Genomic DNA, 16,135 nt, shown 5'->3' with positions numbered 1-16,135 from the left:
CTTGTAATCAGTAGGTTGGGGGTTCAAGTCCTCTGGCCTGCACTCTTATCTTTTTGTGATGGAGGGGTAGCGAAGTTGGCCAAACGCGGCGGACTGTAAATCCGCTCCCTCAGGGTTCGCAGGTTCGAGTCCTGCCCCCTCCACCATTTATTTAATTAATATAGGGGTATAGTTTAACGGTAGAACAACGGTCTCCAAAACCGTCGATGTGGGTTCGATTCCTACTACCCCTGCCATTATTTATGGCGGCTATGGTGAAGTGGTTAACACACCGGATTGTGGCTCCGGCATGCATGGGTTCAAATCCCATTAGTCGCCCCATTACATAATTGGGCTATAGCCAAGCGGTAAGGCAACGGTTTTTGGTACCGTCATGCGCTGGTTCGAATCCAGCTAGCCCAGCCATTACCATGCGGAAGTAGTTCAGTGGTAGAACACCACCTTGCCAAGGTGGGGGTCGCGGGTTCGAATCCCGTCTTCCGCTCCATTTATGTATAATGAAATGAATTGCACATTTCTAGGATAGTATCATATAATATTTATAGATTAATCAACGGCGGTATAGCCAAGTGGTAAGGCAGAGGTCTGCAAAACCTTTATCACCGGTTCAAATCCGGTTACCGCCTCCAAATTTATGCCGAAGTGGTGGAACTGGCATACACGCAGCACTCAAAATGCTGTGCCCTCTGGGCTTGTGGGTTCGAATCCCACCTTCGGTATTGATAAAATGTAAATGTATATTTGACGGTATCTAGCGACGACTAGGTGCCGTCTTTTTGCGTTTAATGCCTCGACAAATGGTTGTAAGTCCCGCTTTCCTAACTTTAGAGGAGGGCGGGGCTTTTGTGTTCGAAGAAAAAGACGAGATACTAAAAAAAACTAACTTATTTGTGTCCTAAATATTGACGTAGATCCATGTCGTTATTTCTTGTACTCATTGGACACATCCTCCTCAAAATCGATTGTATAAATTTCACTTGAATATGTCCGTGATTCTATACTAGTATTATTATAATAATGACTAAATTTATTTAAGGGAGCTTAAATATGGAGCTATTTAACCAATTGATAAGAAATCAAAAATATTGGATTCGTTTTGAACTAGGACTTATCGAATTAGAAGGCAAAGAGTATTTTAAAGAAATTTATCATCGTGTGCTATCTATTTTTGACTTTCTTTTTGATGAGAATGATACCATTATGTTAATTGCGTCTATTAATGAATCCATTGGGTACAGAGGGAATGATGATTTGCCTAATATACAACGTTTCCTTAAAGATAAAAAATTAATATATGGACTAAAATGCAAAACAGTACCCTATGAGTATGATAAAGAGGATACTGAAATGAGAACAACTTTCTACAGTTTAATGGTTAAAAAGGAAGACATTCGTAGAGGTTATCTTTTTCAAGCGATTAGTAATAAGGATTTTGGTAGAAAGCCAAGTATAATGGGAAACCTTTATTTGTTAAATTTAACAAGGAATACATTATTGCACATGTATGATGACCGTGGGTGTGATGTTTATGGCTTAAATAAAGAAAATCTACTGCCTTTATACCATAAATTTAGAAAATGGATTTTAGACTATAATCGTATACAAATTGACCATATGTTTGAAGAAGGTTTATATAATTACTCTGAATCATCTACTGAAATGGAAAATAGACTTAAAACCAATAGAATTAGAGTAAAGGAAACAGAAATTAATCTATATGAAGACAATACATGCGTAATTACTCACCAACTCGAAATACCAACAAAAGATGTGGAAGAATGTATGCAAGAGATAGAACAAATAGGATTTACGATTGAGATTGATAATAACTATAATGATTATATTATACTTAAAGTCATAAAGACTGAAGCACTTGCACTTATTGATTATCAGACTGAACTCATGTTTTTATATTCAAAGAAGTATAACGGAAAGTATGGAGGATGGTCAGTGAAAAGAGTTAGTTGATTATAGAGAATGAATTATAAAAGGCTTCTTTTATATACTAGTGACGTTAGAGGCCAATAAATGGTCTTTTTCTTTTGTCTATTTCAATGATCAATCTTGTATTATACTGGTCACATAAATCAAGACACGAAAAAGGAGATGTTCAAGTAGGTTAATGAGTAGAAGAAAAAGATATGCATCAAAATCTCCAGCAGTGTGCTATTCAACGCTCGTTTCCCTAATTCAACATTGGGAAAGCGGGTTTTTTTATTATATGGTGCATATAATTGTGATGTCTTCCCCTTGAATTTTGGTGATATCTACATCGTATACATTTGGCATCTACTTCCTTAATAATTTGTTACTATACATTTTTTATATAGAAAACAAACGCTATAGATATTTCAAATATAAATGATAGAGTGTTACATTAAAATCAGATAGTTCTGAAAAATACAAGGTAACAAAAAGGAGTGCACGTAATGGCATTTGTAAAGGCGAATCTTGGGGGTTCTATTCAATCGTCCGTGCTGGAGGTTGATGTTGATTCTTTTGAAATAAAATCTCTGAATAGTAATACGGCTTTAATTCAATCAATATGGAATCCGCCTATTTCAGGTACTGTTTATGGAGTATTGCTAAACTATCAAAGTAGTTTAGAGCAAATGGGCGAAGCATTAACGCAAGATCCATATAAGTTGCCACCTCAAGCACCTATTTTATATATTAAGCCAAAAAATACGTTTCTTGGGCATCGGGGAGAGGTGCCGATGCCAGCTGAAGTGGATGAATTAGAGGTTGGGGCTAGCATTGGCGTCGTTATTGGGGAAAAAGCTACTCAATTAAGTGTAGAAGAAGCACTAGACTATGTGGAAGGATATACAGTTGTGAATGATATAAGTATTCCACATGAGAGTGTATTTAGACCAGCGATAAAAGAGAAGGTGCGTAATGGTTTTTGTCCAACAGGTCCATGGATAATGGAAAAAAAAGCTGTTGGAAACATAGATGATAAAACAATACAAGTCTATGTTAATGGCGAACTAAAGCAACAAAATACAACGAAAAATTTGGTGAGATCCGTATCGCAATTACTAAGTGATGTAACAGAATTTATGACTTTATATAAAGGAGATGTTTTATTGGTTGGCGTTCCAGAAAACTGTCCAAAAGTTACTAGAAATGACCATATACGCATTGAAATAGAATCGATCGGTACTTTAGAAAATACAGTGAAGTAATCAATTTGGAGGTAATAGTATATGAAAACAGCTCGTGTAGCTTATGAAGGGAATATTCACGTTGCGACTGCTACTTACGACGGAATTAAGCTAGATAATGGGAAATACGTACAAGAGGAAGCTGTTGTGTGGCTTCCCCCTATTGAACCACAAACTTGCTTTGCGTTAGGTTTAAACTATTTTGACCATGCAAGTGAGCTTTCTTTTGAAGCGCCTAAAGAACCACTCGTTTTTTTAAAAGGGCCTAATACGTTTGTTGGGCATCGCGGGTGTACAAAGCGCCCTTCAGACATTACGAAGATGCACTATGAATGTGAGTTAGCTGTTGTTCTTGGGAAACAAGCAGAAAATGTATCCCAAGAAGAAGCGCTGGACTATGTATCTGGATATACGATTGCCAATGATTATGCCTTTCGAGATTACTTAGAAAACTATTATAGACCTAACTTACGAGTGAAGAATCGGGATAATAGTACACCGCTAGGTCCTTGGTTTGTGGATGCTGAAGATATTGAAGATCCAATGAATCTAACGTTGCGTACGTATTTGAATGGCGAAATCGTACAGGAAGGTTCTACGAAAGATATGATTTTTGGTGTGGATTCGTTAATTGCATATTTAAGCAGCTTTATGACATTAAACCGAGGAGACATCATATTGACTGGCACCCCAAAAGGAACGGTTGACACGAAAGTAGGAGACGAGGTAATTACTGAAATTGAAGGATTAGGAAAGCTTAAAAATACGATCATTGAATAACGGAGGTGAGGATAGATGCCACATGTCATTTTAGAGTATACCGATAACCTTTCACAGCATACGGATATTCAACTATTACTCGAAAAAATTAATAGCGTATTGATTGAAAAAAAAGTATATCCTATCGGAGGCATTCGGAGTAGAGCTCATGAAGTGAACTATTATCATATAGCGGATGGAAAAGAAAAGGATGCATTCGTTCATGCTATTTTGAAAATAGGGAAGGGCCGAACAGAAGAAGTAAAAAAAGCTACGTGTGAACAAGTGTTTGAAACGATTAAAACACATTTTGAAGAGTATTGTAAACATCATTACTTGGCGTTGTCTCTCGAGTTAATCGAGTTTCAACATGCTACTTTAAAGTCTAACAACATACACGAACGTTTTAAGTGAAAACGGTTTTTTTATATTGCATACGTTCTTCAAAATGGCATAGTAGATGGATGCATCCACTGATGGAAAAAGAGTTGGTATGAGACTCTTTGATTTCAATTAAAAATATTAGGAGGGGAAAAATGTTTGGAATTGAAGATTTTTGGATGGCATTTATTTGGTTGGGTACCATTTTAGCGCCAGTAGGATGTGTCGTTTACGGTGCGATGATGTGGAATAAAGGAGGTGAGGAACAGTGAACGTATCTATTTTAATTCCACTGCTTCTTGTGTACATAGCGATCATGTCGTGGCTAGCTTATTATGGGTATAAGAAAACCGTTACTCAAGAGGACTATTTAGTAGGAGGGAGAAGTACGAATCCCGTCATTATGGCACTATCCTATGGAGCTACATTTATTAGTACATCAGCGATGGTTGGTTTTGGAGGCGTTGCTTCCGTATTTGGAATGGGCTTACTATGGTTAGCCTTTTTGAATATTGTATTAGGTATTTTTGTCGCCTTTGCTATATTTGGAAAACGAATTAGGAAAATGTCTTTACATTTAAATGCCAACACCTTTTCAACCTTCTTAGGAAAACATTATGATTCTAAGTTTATTACGATTTTCTCAGGAATTATGATTTTTATATTTATGCCAGCTTATACAAGTATCGTGTTGATTGGTGGAGGGAGGTTTGTTCAAGAATCGTTATCTTTAAATTTTAACGTAGCATTACTGTTAATCGCATTTATCGTAAGCCTGTACGTTATTTCAGGTGGCATTAAAGCTGTCATGTACACGGATGCATTCGGAGCCATTATTATGTTACTTGGAATGGTCGTATTTCTCTTCCTTACCTATTACGCTGTAGGTGGAGTGGTTGATGGACATCGAGCGTTAAGTGCGTTAAACAATATGGTTCCAAAAGAATTAGCTGCTGATGGTCACAATGGGTGGTTAAGTTTTCCAGATGTAGGGTCTCCGATGTGGTGGACGTTGGTGAGCACGTTAATAATGGGAGTAGGGATTGGAGTGTTAGCTCAACCTCAATTGGTGATGCGTTCCATGACAGTAGAAAGTGATAAGTCATTATATCGATCTGTTATTGTTGGTGGTATCTTTATCTTCTTTATGGCCGGTGCTACGTATATGATCGGGCCGCTGAGTAATGTATATTTCATGGAGACTTCAGGTGAATTAGCTATTCAAGTTGCAGAAGGGAATACAGATTTAGTCATCCCTAAATTAATCAATTCCCTTATGCCAGACTGGTTCGTTTATTTGTTCACCCTTAGTCTTATCTCAGCAACGATTTCAACTTTAAGTTCTCTCATCCACGTTCAAGCGGCGGCATTTAGTGAAGATATCCTCAAACCTTTAGGAATTAAAACGGTTTTATGGAATAAGATAAAGCCAGCACGCTTAGGTGTTATAATTGGAGTTATTCTTGCTATCTTGTTAGCTTATATTCTACCTGGAGGAATTATTGCTCAATCGACAGCATTTTGGTTCGGAATATGTGCAGCAGGATTTTTACCTTCTTTAATTGGGGCAATGTTTTGGAAAGGGGCATCTAAAAAGGGAGCTGAAACAAGTATTATCGTCGGCTTTTTATTTAGTATATTAGGATTCTTATTTTTAAAAAGTTCGCAATCTTCCGTCTTTGGTGTTTCTAAGGCTTTGTTTGGTAAAGATTATTTACTCCCTTTTCCGTGGACCCATATTGATCCTTTAATGTACGCTCTTCCTTTATCTACAGCAGTATTTATCGTGGTTAGTTTGAAAACCAATTCTAAGCAGCAAGCTAAAGGTAATAATAGAAATACAGAAGTTGTTTCTGTAAACGAATAAAGAGAGCCTTATCATTCTTACATGCAAGGGTGATAAGGTCTTTCCCTTTATAAAAGGATTTTCGGCTGTTCATGGAAAAATTGTTCTTTAAACGTTTGGATTAATTGATGAGAAGCTTTCGTTAAATATCGGTCTTTATGCCATATAACTACAGATTTAGCCGTAATATTAGTATTAGCAAGTTTATAACTCTTTAAATGTTGAAAGGGAAAAGCGCTTAACGTCGATTCAGGTACGATTGTAGCTCCCATTCCACTTGAAACTAAGGAAAGTAACATCGCAGCATCAGGGCATTCGCATATAACATTAGGTTCAACTCCTTGTGCTCGGAATTCTTCTACAATAAGTTCAAACTGTCCAGTCCCCTTTATCCGATGCAGTAACATTAGAGGAATATCTTTTAACTGTGCAAATTTTATGTGTTCATCGTCGTCACTAGTCAACTCCCAAGTATTTGGATAGACGAGGACATAAGGTTCAGATGGAAGCGGAAGGGTATCAATTTCTTCAGAATACAATGGCTTTCGTACAACAGCTAATTCGATTTCCCTATTGCGAATGCACTCTTCAAGTAGATACGTATCGCCTTCGCGAAGCTGGTAACATACATTGGGGTGATTGACTTGAAATCGATTTAACGTAGCACTTAAGAAGGAAAAGCAAGACTTATTGGCTCCAATGTTTATCGGCCCGCGAATTCCCTCACTTGTTTCGCGGACTTCTACTAATACGTCCTCGAAATCAGATAAAATATGCCCAGCTTTTTGATAAAGGATTTCTCCTGCTTTGGTTAACTCAAGTACCCGCCCTTGACGATCAAATAAGCGCACATTCAGCTCCTCCTCCATTAGTTTCATTTGCTTACTTAGAGGAGGTTGAGCCATATGAAGTTTATTAGCAGCTTTTGTAATCTGTTTTTCCTCTGCCACAGCGCGAAAATAACGTAATTGCCTTAAATCCATAATATGCCCCTTTCTTTCTTACTGATGCTAAATGGTTCGCTTCATGCAAGATACCAAAAAGATATGTCAAACAGATTTTATCGATATTTTTCATATACTATAGCGTATGATACTTTAAATATACAGACTTTACCGAATTTTCGCAAACTTAAATGGAAGGGTTTCCATCAATAAAAATCTAGCGCAATAAGCAAGGAGGAATAAAATGAGTAGTGTAAATGTTGTATCTAAATCACGTCAAAGCATTCTGGCAGGCCTTGAAAATATAAAGTTGTATATTGACGGTGCGTTTGTGGATGCTGAATCAAATGATCAGTTTGATAACATTGATCCATTCACTAATGAACAAATAAATACAGTAGCTTCTGGTGGAAAAGAAGATATTAACAAAGCGGCTATGGCGGCAAAGAAAGCATTTAAAGGGGAATGGGGCAACCTACCGCTTCAAGACCGACTAAGCTATATGTATAAAATTGCAGATGCCATTGATAAACATGTCGATGAGCTTGCTCCATTAGAGTCATATGATACGGGGTTACCTATTAGTATTACGAAGAAAATGGTCAGTCGTGCTTCGAAGAACTTCCGATTTTATGCAGAAATGGTTTCAAGTCGAATGGTCGGAGAGGCTTATCAAGTAGATGATCAGTTCCTAAATTATACGATTCATAAACCTGTTGGCGTTGCAGGACTCATCACCCCGTGGAATGCTCCATTTATGTTGGAAACGTGGAAAATAGCACCTGCTCTTGCCACAGGGAATACCGTTATTTTGAAACCGGCAGAGTGGTCGCCGTTGACTGCTAATCGTTTAGCGGAAATTATTGATGGTGTTGGTCTTCCAAACGGTGTCTTCAATGTAGTGCATGGCTATGGCGAAAAAGCCGGAGCTTCTTTAGTAGCACATGAAGATGTGGAACTTATCTCATTTACAGGAGAGACGACAACAGGATCTGAAATTATGAGAAATGGAGCAGATGCATTAAAACGTTTTTCAATGGAATTAGGTGGGAAGTCCCCCATCATTGTATTTGATGATGCGGATTTAGAGCGAGCTTTAGACGCTTGTACGTGGGGGATTTTCTCCTTTAACGGTGAACGTTGTACAGCGAACTCAAGACTTTACATACATGAAAATGTAGCTGAACAGTTTATTCAAGCTTTAAAAGAAAGAGTTCGCAACATTAGAGTCGGAGATCCATTAAGTGATGATACTCAAGTAGGTCCTTTAATCCATACGAAGCATTATGAAAATGTGAACACATATATCAAATTAGCTAAACAAGAAGGTTGTGAAGTGTACCAAGGAAACGTTCCTGATGAATATAGAAAAGGAAATTATATTCCACCTACTATACTACTGAATGCGAATCATTCTATGAGAGTCGTTCAAGAGGAAATATTCGGTCCAGTTCTGGCAGTAATGACGTTCAAAGATGAAGAAGAAGTTATTGAACTAGCAAATGATGTCCGTTATGGATTAGCGGGATATGTGTGGACAAAGGATATTCAGCGTGGACATCGTGTATCTCAAGCAGTTGATGCTGGAATGCTCTGGATTAACTCGCAAAATGTTCGAGATTTACGCACTCCATTTGGAGGTTCTAAGCATAGCGGTATTGGACGAGAAGGGGGATACTATGCCTTTGAATTTTATACAGAAATGCAAGTTGTACACGTAGCTTTAGGAGATCACCACATTCCGCAATTTGGTAAAAAATGAAGACATTGAGGAGGAAAACGTATGCCCGCAAAAACAGGAGCACAGTATATAGAGCGCTTAAAAAATGCCAATAACAATATATATATCCACGGTGAAAGAGTGAAAGACGTTACCACCCATCCTGCCTTTAAAAATGTGATTCAATCGATGGCGAAGCTTTACGATAAGCAATATGAAAAACCAGACAAAATGCTTTATACCTCCCCACAAACAGGGGATAAGGTCGGTATGACATTTTACCGTCCAGAAACGATAGAGGACTTAATAAAAAGAAGAGAAGCGATTCAGGAATGGGCTCGTGTTTCTGGGGGAATGATGGGACGTTCACCAGACTACTTGAATGCTGAAGTCATGGCGATGGGAGTAGCTAATGATTTATTTGCTGAAGATGATCCTATGTTTGCAGAGAATGCTAGAAATTATTACGACTACGCACGCGAGAATGATATTAGCCTTACGCATACGCTAATCCATCCACAAGTGAATCGCCAAAAAGCTCAGCATGAACAAAAGGATGCAAATGTAGCGTTACACTTAGTGGAAAAACGCCAGGATGGAATTGTTGTCGATGGTGTTCGATTGCTTGCGACACAAGGTGGTATTACAGATGAAATACTTGTTTTTCCATCCACTGTGAAAAAAGCTGGAGAATTAGATGATCCATATTCTTTAGCCTTTGTTGTTCCAAATAATACGCCAGGTCTTAAATATATTAGTAGAGAATCGTTTGATTACGGTAAGAGCGAATGGGATCATCCACTAAGCAGCCGCTTTGAAGAAGGGGATGCTATCGTATATTTTGATAACGTTTTTGTTCCTTGGGAGAAAGTATTTGTATGCGGTAATTCCTCTATCTGTAACCGTACTTTTATAGAAACAAATGCTGTTGTGCACATGTCTCACCAAGTAGTAGCTAAAAACATCGTAAAAACGGAATTTGTACTTGGGATTATATTAAGTGTTATGGATGCAATTGGTATTGATAAGTTCCAGCATGTCATGGATAAGGGTACCGAAGTCATGTTGATTTTAGAAAATATGAAATCCCATTTATTTAAAGCCGAGCACAATGCCAAGCTGGATAAATGGGGTACGATGACTCCTGATTTTGCAGCATTAAATGCAGCGAGGAACTGGTATCCAAGAGTGTATCCAAGAATAGCTGAAATTCTACGTATTCTAGGTGCTTCAGGTCTAATGGGAATACCGACAGAAGCCGACTTTCATCATGAAGAGATTGGGCCATTGCTTGACCGGGCATTACAAGCCAAAAATCTGCAAGGATACGACAGAGTTCAATTGTTCCGTTTAGCTTGGGATGTCACGATGAGTGCATTCGGGAGTAGGCAAACGCATTATGAGTATTACTTTTTCGGTGATCCAATCAAAATGGGGATGACCTATTTTGAACAGTTTGATAAAGAGCCATTAAAGAATTACGTTCAAGATTTTCTGAATAATTCGAATTATAAGAGGGCGAATGCTACAAAAGTGTGAGGAGTGAAAGTATGAACTTTGATATTATTCGTACAGGAAGAGCCGTTCTCCATGTAACAGATATAGAGAAATCTAAGAAGTTTTATGACGCTTTAGGTTTTATTATAACAGAGACTGATGACAATCAAATATTCCTAAGAGGACTGGAAGAGCATAACCATCATAGTCTATTGCTGAAACAAAGAGAAACACCAGCACTTGAAGTAATTAGTTATCGAGTGAAATCGGAAGAAGACTTAGAACAATTAGCTACTAAACTACAGAAGGACGGTAATGAAATAAAGTGGCTTCAAGAAGGAGAGCAAAAAGGGTTAGGCAGAGCATTTCGCTATCAAGACATTTCAGGATTGCCTGTTGAGTTTTACCATCATATGGATAGAGTGGATCGGAAATTGCAGCAGTATGATCTGTATAAAGGAGCCAAAGTGCAGCGTATTGACCATTTTAATTGCATGGTTTCTGATGTGGAAAAAGCGCATAACTACTATATTAATGAGTTTGGCTTTGCATGCTCTGAGTACACAACTGGTGAAGAAGATAAAATTTGGGCATCATGGCTTCACCGTAAACCTAGTGTTCATGATGTAGCATATATGAACGGTCCTGGACCAAGATTGCACCATATTGGATTCTGGTTAAAAGACCCAATGAGTTTAATTGACGGCTGTGATGTTCTTGCATCCATTGGGTATGCACCAAATATTGAAAGAGGCCCGGGACGACACGGTTTATCTAATGCTTTCTTCCTCTATTTACGCGATCCAGATGGCCACCGAATTGAATTATATAATGGTGATTATTTCACAGGTGATCCAGATTTCGAACCCATTCGTTGGGAGTTAGATGACCCACTAAGACAAACTTTCTGGGGACATGAAGCACCGGATTGTTGGTTTGAGGAAGCTACTGAAGTATTAAACGTTTTAACCAATGAAAAAGTACAAACGCAAGCCGCAAAACTAAAAAAGAGAAAACCAACGTTTGTAATTTAACCGGAATAGCTATGGGACGAGGTGATGAAAGTGGAAGACCGCATGTTTCGAAATGCAATGGGCAAATTCGCCACAGGAGTAACGGTAATTGCAGCGGAGCTTGAAGGCGATGTACACGGGATGACAGCAAATGCTTTTATGTCTGTTTCCCTTGAGCCGAAGTTGGTGTTAGTTTCCATAGGGAAAAATGCCAAGATGAATAGCATTATTCAACAATCGCAAACTTTCTCTGTCAACATTTTATCTGAAGAGCAAAAAGAAATGTCTATGATTTTTGCTGGACAAATGAAAGAAGAACGTCAGATAGAGTTTCAGAGATTGGGCGGATTACCAGTATTGGAGCATTCTCTTGTTACGTTAGCTTGTAAAGTTTATGCGACACATGAAGCGGGAGATCATACGCTTTATGTAGGCGAGGTCAAGCATTTAAATGTACGGGACGGCGAGCCTTTAGCCTTTTTTGCAGGACAATATAAAGGCATTCATTAAGGTAGAGTAGGAGGCGGATAAATGAAAAAGGTAATGATAGACTATCCGATACAAAAACAGATACAACAAAATAGTGAAGCGTGTGTGATGGCATTAGGGTTCTTTGATGGAGTTCATTTAGGGCATCAGAAAATTATCAAAGCTGCCAAAAAAATAGCGAATCAGAAAAATTTAAAATTAGCCGTAATGACACTTTTTCCGCATCCCTCCTCTGTTATAAAGAAAGGGAAACAAATCAAACAGTACTTAACACCACTACCCGTGAAGGAAGCTATATTCGAACAGCTCGGAGTAGACCTATTGTACATGGTAGAATTCAATGAAAACGTCGCAAAAATTCCTCATTATACATTCGTAGAGGATTACCTTTGTGGACTGAATTGTAAACATGCAGTAGCGGGCTTTGATTATACGTATGGCTTTAAAGGTCAAGGAGATATGGCGCAGCTTCAAGTGGATAGTAAAGGTAGCTTTGATGTAACCACCGTATCAAAGCTCGAAAAGCATGAACAAAAGGTAAGCTCTACATTACTTCGAAATCTTCTTGCAACAGGTAGGGTAGAAAAGATTCAAGATTATTTAGGAAGTAGTTACGAAATAAGAGGATCTATGAAAGCGCGGGGAAAACATGTTGACATTCAATATGACCGAGCTTATGCACTGCCCTGTCCAGGTACTTATGAAGTAACGATATTAGCTGGATTTTTCAAAGCAAAAGGAATCTGTGAACTGAACTCCCTCCAACCTCAAGGGAAGCTGACAGTAACTTTGTTTCATGATTCCATAATAGGATTGTATGATGCGGTTCATCTACAGTGGAATAACTTTATCGCAGATTTTCAAATGGAAGCGTTTCATGCACAGCTGGATGTTAATGAATAGGATGTTGGTCTTTAAGGTTTACCTATAATGAAGGAGGAATTAAATTGACGAGAGATTATTCAGAAATTAAATCGAAATTAAGAGGGTCCGTAACACCGGTAATTACCCCTTTCAAAAGCAATCACGACATAGATTATGAAAAGTTAGCACAATTGATAGAATTTCAACTTGAAAATGGTACCCATGGCATTTCTGTTACGGGAACATCCGGAGAACCTAGCTCTTTAACAGTAGAAGAAAGGGAACAAGTGATGGAAAAGGCAATCCAAACGATTAATGGACGCGTTCCTTTCGTTCCTGGCACAGGTTCTACTAATCATCAAGAAACGATGCGCCTAACGAAGAAAGCAGAAGAGCTTGGTGCTGACGCTGCGATGGTAATTGTTCCTTATTACAATAAACCAAACCAGCAAGCATTGTACAAACACTTTAAAACAGTAGCCGATGCAGTAGACATTCCAATTATCATTTACAATATTCCGGGGCGTACAGCTCAGAATCTTCATGTGGATACGTTAGCTCAATTAAGTAACGATTGTCCTAATATTATTGGAGTAAAGGAGTCCAATAAAGATTTTGAACACGTCAATCGCGTATTACTTAAATGTGGAAGAGACTTTCTTCTATTCTCAGGGATTGAGCTTCTGTGCTATCCAATGCTTACAATAGGAGGAGTAGGTTCGGTATGTGCAACTGCTAACATTGAACCAAGAAAAGTTGCGCAATTGCATGACGCATGGTTTGCTGGTGATGTGGAAACAGCTCAGAACCTTCATTATGAACTAATGGAATTAAATGATGTCCTATTTAAAGATACAAACCCTGCTCCTGTAAAAGCTGCGTTAGGCATGATGGGCAAAATTGAACCTGTGTTACGGCTTCCTATGGATTTACCGTCAGAAACACTACAAAAAGAAATTCGCCAAACACTAGATAAATATGGTATTGGGTTACAACACGTATAATACTATTTGTTCACGCAGCCAGTCTTTATTGAAGGCTGGCTGCGTTTGAAGCGTATTTCATAACGTTATGCTTTACCTACATCCTTTTATTCACGTAAAAGGATGTTCAAAATATTTCTTCACATAAAGATTAATACTGCTACGTGCTAATATTCAAAATGCAAATTCGTTAACGTTGCGTTCCCGATGTGAATGTAAATACATACTTGAACATGAGAAACCACTCGCTCACTTTGATCCACTTTGACTGTTAGCCATTTTTTAGAAAAGGATTCGATTGTTTTCAAATCTTAGAATCCAATAATACATTTGACTAGTATTAAGATTGTTACATTGGAACCATTTTGGCTATACTTCTCCGCTATTTTCCATCGCATTCTATTTTGTCTTTTAGGGCCATCGCCTAACCTCCTTGACGCTTTCATTTTTAATTAGTATTCATGTGCGCAACTTTTTAATTTTGATAGTGTATTTTTTAACTAAAAAAGTTTTTTAATGGTTGATGCTAGTATAGTTTCATGGACACATCTAAGTTAAATTTATAAACCTGAATTATTCATAGAAAATCATTGATAGGCTGTTATCGCCCATCTAATACGCTTTTTCATTAAATAGTCATGCATCGAATAAATGAAAAAAGAACCCACTTCTGATAAGGTTAAAAGTACCACCAAATAACCGACAGAAAGGGTTCTTATGATGGCTACTTTACCGCAATTAACTCTTGATTTCAATCGTAAAATTAAACTATCCAATGACGGAGGAGAACTTTCATCAGATACCGGCGAATTCCTCTTTAGAGAATTTGATGAAAAGATAAGTTTTTCTGCTACACTAGCGGAGTCTTTAAACCTGAATGACAACAGGCGTTACCATGTTCATTCAAATGAAAACTTACTTCGTCAAAAAATTTATCAAATGATCGCTGGTTATCCTGAAGATGATGCAGCGGATAATCTAACTAAAGATCCTGTGTTCACGCAAATTTTAGAGATCCCTGCGTTAGCTTCCCAACCAAATTTATCACGTTTTTACACTCGATTTGATGATGGATCTATTGATTGTTTAAATAAAGCAAATCAAGAATTACTTGATAAAATTCATGCGTTCCGAAAATCTGAAGCTCTATTCATTGATTTAGATTCTACTCACTCCGATAACTATGGAAATCAAGAAAATTCGTTATTCAATACCCACTATGGAACAGTGGGATATCATCCTTTGGTTGCCTTTGATGGTGCGACTAGTGACTTTCTTAAAGCAAAACTGCGTCCAGGAAATGTTTACACTTCAAACGGCGCTGTAGAATTTACTCAACCATTGATTGAACACTACAATGAGAAATTTCCAGAAACGAGTTTATTCCTTCGCGGTGACAGTGGATTTGCCGTTCCAGCCTTATATGAATTGTGCGAGAAGGAATCGGTTTATTTTATTATCCGGCTAAAGTCAAATATACAACTACAAAACCTTGCGAAAGAATACCACCCTTCTTCTGCACCTATCGATGCTTCAAAAATGGAATGTTATTTTGAAGAAACCATTTATCAGGCAAAGTCATGGTCAAAACCAAGAAAGGTGATTATACAATCTGTGCGACCTGCATGTGAACTGTTCTTTACTCATTCTTTTTTTGTTACAAATTTTGAAGTGGGTTCCCCTAAAGATATCGTCCTAGCTTATCAAAAAAGAGGGACAATGGAGAACTACATCAAGGAAGCGAAGATTGGTTTCTATTTTGATAGAATGAGCAGTAATCCTTTCCTAGTCAACGAGGTAAAGATGATGTTAAGTCTTCTCGCTTATAACTTAACGAATTGGTTACGAACTCTTTGCTTTCCAGAAGGGCAAAAGGCTATGCGAATAGATACCATACGTACTCGGATTATTAAGGTTGCCAGTAAACTGGTGAAATCAGGTAGATCCCTTTACTTTAAATTAGCCTCAAGTTTCGTCTATCAGAAATTCTTTTGGAACGTATTTGGCCGAGTCCAAAAACTCCAGATTGAGTAACTTAGAATCAGCTTTTTATTAACTGAAAAAAAACACTATTTTCAGTCAAGGGAGAAGTATGCCCAAAATAACAACTTTTGCGGCGAAAAATCAAGTTGGTTTGATTAAACAGTGTAATATTTACCAATGACCCTTAAAGTCATTAAATCTTAGGTCCAATCAAGCCGATTTTTAGAACTATGAATATTTCAGGATAAAATAACTTTTAGGAGGGTGTGTCCAATGAGTAATCAAAGTAATGGTAAACGGTATAATGATGATTTTAAAAAAATGGTTGTTGATCTTTATCATTCAGGAAGTTCTGTAAAAGATTTAAGTAGCGAGTATGGTGTATCAGATGTAACCATCTATAAATGGATTAAAGATTTAAACCCGATTGAAGGGACTGACGGCAAGGAGATTACTCTAAAAGATGTGGATGCCATTCAAAAAGAGAAC

At 37.8% G+C, this 16,135-nt stretch carries 15 protein-coding genes and 7 tRNA genes; 21 read left to right on the top strand and 1 reads right to left on the bottom strand.

Annotated features, from left to right (window positions below; genetic code table 11):
• The first annotated feature begins 60 nt into the window (after window positions 1–60).
• From N784_RS15005 to N784_RS14950, 13 genes are all read left to right on the top strand, one after another.
• Window positions 61–146: transfer RNA gene (locus N784_RS15005), tRNA-Tyr, on the top strand.
• A gap of 16 nt (window positions 147–162) precedes the next feature.
• Window positions 163–236 (top strand) — tRNA-Trp (locus N784_RS15000).
• 9 nt (window positions 237–245) lie between these two features.
• Window positions 246–321, top strand: a tRNA-His gene (locus tag N784_RS14995).
• 9 nt (window positions 322–330) lie between these two features.
• Window positions 331–405 (top strand) — tRNA-Gln (locus N784_RS14990).
• 7 nt (window positions 406–412) lie between these two features.
• Window positions 413–487, top strand: a tRNA-Gly gene (locus N784_RS14985).
• Window positions 488–555: 68 nt separating this feature from the next.
• A tRNA-Cys gene (locus N784_RS14980) sits at window positions 556–629 on the top strand.
• A gap of 7 nt (window positions 630–636) precedes the next feature.
• Window positions 637–719, top strand: a tRNA-Leu gene (locus N784_RS14975).
• 328 nt (window positions 720–1,047) lie between these two features.
• Window positions 1,048–1,968: a DUF3885 domain-containing protein gene (locus N784_RS14970; RefSeq protein ID WP_036836214.1), complete on the top strand. Its 921-nt coding sequence runs from the start codon at window positions 1,048–1,050 to the stop codon at window positions 1,966–1,968.
• Window positions 1,969–2,429: 461 nt separating this feature from the next.
• A complete protein-coding gene (locus N784_RS14965) occupies window positions 2,430–3,188 on the top strand; it encodes a fumarylacetoacetate hydrolase family protein (RefSeq protein ID WP_036836213.1) in 759 nt (252 codons plus the stop codon).
• Between the two features lie 21 nt (window positions 3,189–3,209).
• Window positions 3,210–3,947 carry a fumarylacetoacetate hydrolase family protein gene (locus tag N784_RS14960; RefSeq protein WP_036836209.1) on the top strand — a complete coding sequence of 246 codons (738 nt, stop codon included), beginning with the start codon at window positions 3,210–3,212 and terminating at the stop codon, window positions 3,945–3,947.
• A 15-nt stretch (window positions 3,948–3,962) separates the two neighbouring features.
• A complete protein-coding gene (locus tag N784_RS14955; RefSeq protein ID WP_036836207.1) occupies window positions 3,963–4,340 on the top strand; it encodes a 5-carboxymethyl-2-hydroxymuconate Delta-isomerase in 378 nt (125 codons plus the stop codon).
• A 122-nt stretch (window positions 4,341–4,462) separates the two neighbouring features.
• Window positions 4,463–4,579, top strand: coding sequence for a symporter small accessory protein (locus N784_RS17215; protein ID WP_332307857.1), 117 nt, complete (start codon window positions 4,463–4,465; stop codon window positions 4,577–4,579).
• A complete protein-coding gene (locus tag N784_RS14950; protein WP_036836205.1) occupies window positions 4,576–6,174 on the top strand; it encodes a sodium:solute symporter family protein in 1,599 nt (532 codons plus the stop codon). Before N784_RS17215 ends, N784_RS14950 begins: the two co-directional genes overlap by 4 nt.
• Before the next feature lie 47 nt (window positions 6,175–6,221).
• Here the strand turns inward: N784_RS14950 and N784_RS14945 are convergent, their stop codons facing one another.
• A complete protein-coding gene (locus N784_RS14945) occupies window positions 6,222–7,136 on the bottom strand; it encodes a LysR family transcriptional regulator (RefSeq protein ID WP_052127366.1) in 915 nt (304 codons plus the stop codon).
• Between the two features lie 205 nt (window positions 7,137–7,341).
• Between N784_RS14945 and hpaE the strand changes: the two genes are divergently transcribed.
• The 8 genes from hpaE to N784_RS14905 form a co-directional block, all read left to right on the top strand.
• A complete protein-coding gene (gene hpaE, locus N784_RS14940; RefSeq protein ID WP_198134442.1) occupies window positions 7,342–8,859 on the top strand; it encodes a 5-carboxymethyl-2-hydroxymuconate semialdehyde dehydrogenase in 1,518 nt (505 codons plus the stop codon).
• Between the two features lie 21 nt (window positions 8,860–8,880).
• Window positions 8,881–10,356, top strand: coding sequence for a 4-hydroxyphenylacetate 3-monooxygenase, oxygenase component (gene hpaB / locus N784_RS14935; protein ID WP_036836198.1), 1,476 nt, complete (start codon window positions 8,881–8,883; stop codon window positions 10,354–10,356).
• 11 nt (window positions 10,357–10,367) lie between these two features.
• Window positions 10,368–11,348: a 3,4-dihydroxyphenylacetate 2,3-dioxygenase gene (hpaD, locus tag N784_RS14930; protein WP_036836196.1), complete on the top strand. Its 981-nt coding sequence runs from the start codon at window positions 10,368–10,370 to the stop codon at window positions 11,346–11,348.
• Between the two features lie 30 nt (window positions 11,349–11,378).
• Window positions 11,379–11,837, top strand: a complete 459-nt coding sequence (locus N784_RS14925) for a flavin reductase family protein (protein ID WP_036836194.1) — start codon at window positions 11,379–11,381, stop codon at window positions 11,835–11,837.
• A 21-nt stretch (window positions 11,838–11,858) separates the two neighbouring features.
• Window positions 11,859–12,719, top strand: a complete 861-nt coding sequence (locus N784_RS14920; RefSeq protein ID WP_052127365.1) for an FAD synthetase family protein — start codon at window positions 11,859–11,861, stop codon at window positions 12,717–12,719.
• Window positions 12,720–12,763: 44 nt separating this feature from the next.
• The gene (gene hpaI, locus N784_RS14915) at window positions 12,764–13,684 is read left to right on the top strand and encodes a 2,4-dihydroxyhept-2-ene-1,7-dioic acid aldolase (RefSeq protein ID WP_036836192.1); all 921 of its coding nucleotides are present in this window, start codon (window positions 12,764–12,766) and stop codon (window positions 13,682–13,684) included.
• A gap of 699 nt (window positions 13,685–14,383) precedes the next feature.
• Window positions 14,384–15,697: an IS1380 family transposase gene (locus tag N784_RS14910; RefSeq protein WP_036836190.1), complete on the top strand. Its 1,314-nt coding sequence runs from the start codon at window positions 14,384–14,386 to the stop codon at window positions 15,695–15,697.
• Window positions 15,698–15,919: 222 nt separating this feature from the next.
• On the top strand, window positions 15,920–16,135 hold a 216-nt coding region (locus tag N784_RS14905), incomplete at its 3' end, for a transposase (RefSeq protein WP_036836188.1).

The organism is Pontibacillus litoralis JSM 072002, assembly GCF_000775615.1.
Taxonomy (GTDB): domain Bacteria; phylum Bacillota; class Bacilli; order Bacillales; family BH030062; genus Pontibacillus; species Pontibacillus litoralis.
Note: the sequence above shows the minus strand (reverse complement) of the source record. Positions and strands in the feature narration are given on the sequence as shown.

Excerpts from the sequence above, each read along its gene's own strand:
- N784_RS14910 (WP_036836190.1), top strand. The coding sequence starts at position 14,384 with ATGGCTACTTTACCGCAATTAACTCTTGATTTCAATCGTAAAATTAAA.
- hpaD (WP_036836196.1), top strand. The coding sequence starts at position 10,368 with ATGAACTTTGATATTATTCGTACAGGAAGAGCCGTTCTCCATGTAACA.
- N784_RS14920 (WP_052127365.1), top strand. The coding sequence starts at position 11,859 with ATGAAAAAGGTAATGATAGACTATCCGATACAAAAACAGATACAACAA.
- N784_RS14960 (WP_036836209.1), top strand. The coding sequence starts at position 3,210 with ATGAAAACAGCTCGTGTAGCTTATGAAGGGAATATTCACGTTGCGACT.
- hpaE (WP_198134442.1), top strand. The coding sequence starts at position 7,342 with ATGAGTAGTGTAAATGTTGTATCTAAATCACGTCAAAGCATTCTGGCA.
- N784_RS14955 (WP_036836207.1), top strand. The coding sequence starts at position 3,963 with ATGCCACATGTCATTTTAGAGTATACCGATAACCTTTCACAGCATACG.
- N784_RS14970 (WP_036836214.1), top strand. The coding sequence starts at position 1,048 with ATGGAGCTATTTAACCAATTGATAAGAAATCAAAAATATTGGATTCGT.
- hpaB (WP_036836198.1), top strand. The coding sequence starts at position 8,881 with ATGCCCGCAAAAACAGGAGCACAGTATATAGAGCGCTTAAAAAATGCC.
- N784_RS14945 (WP_052127366.1), bottom strand. The coding sequence starts at position 7,136 with ATGGATTTAAGGCAATTACGTTATTTTCGCGCTGTGGCAGAGGAAAAA.
- N784_RS17215 (WP_332307857.1), top strand. The coding sequence starts at position 4,463 with ATGTTTGGAATTGAAGATTTTTGGATGGCATTTATTTGGTTGGGTACC.
- N784_RS14965 (WP_036836213.1), top strand. The coding sequence starts at position 2,430 with ATGGCATTTGTAAAGGCGAATCTTGGGGGTTCTATTCAATCGTCCGTG.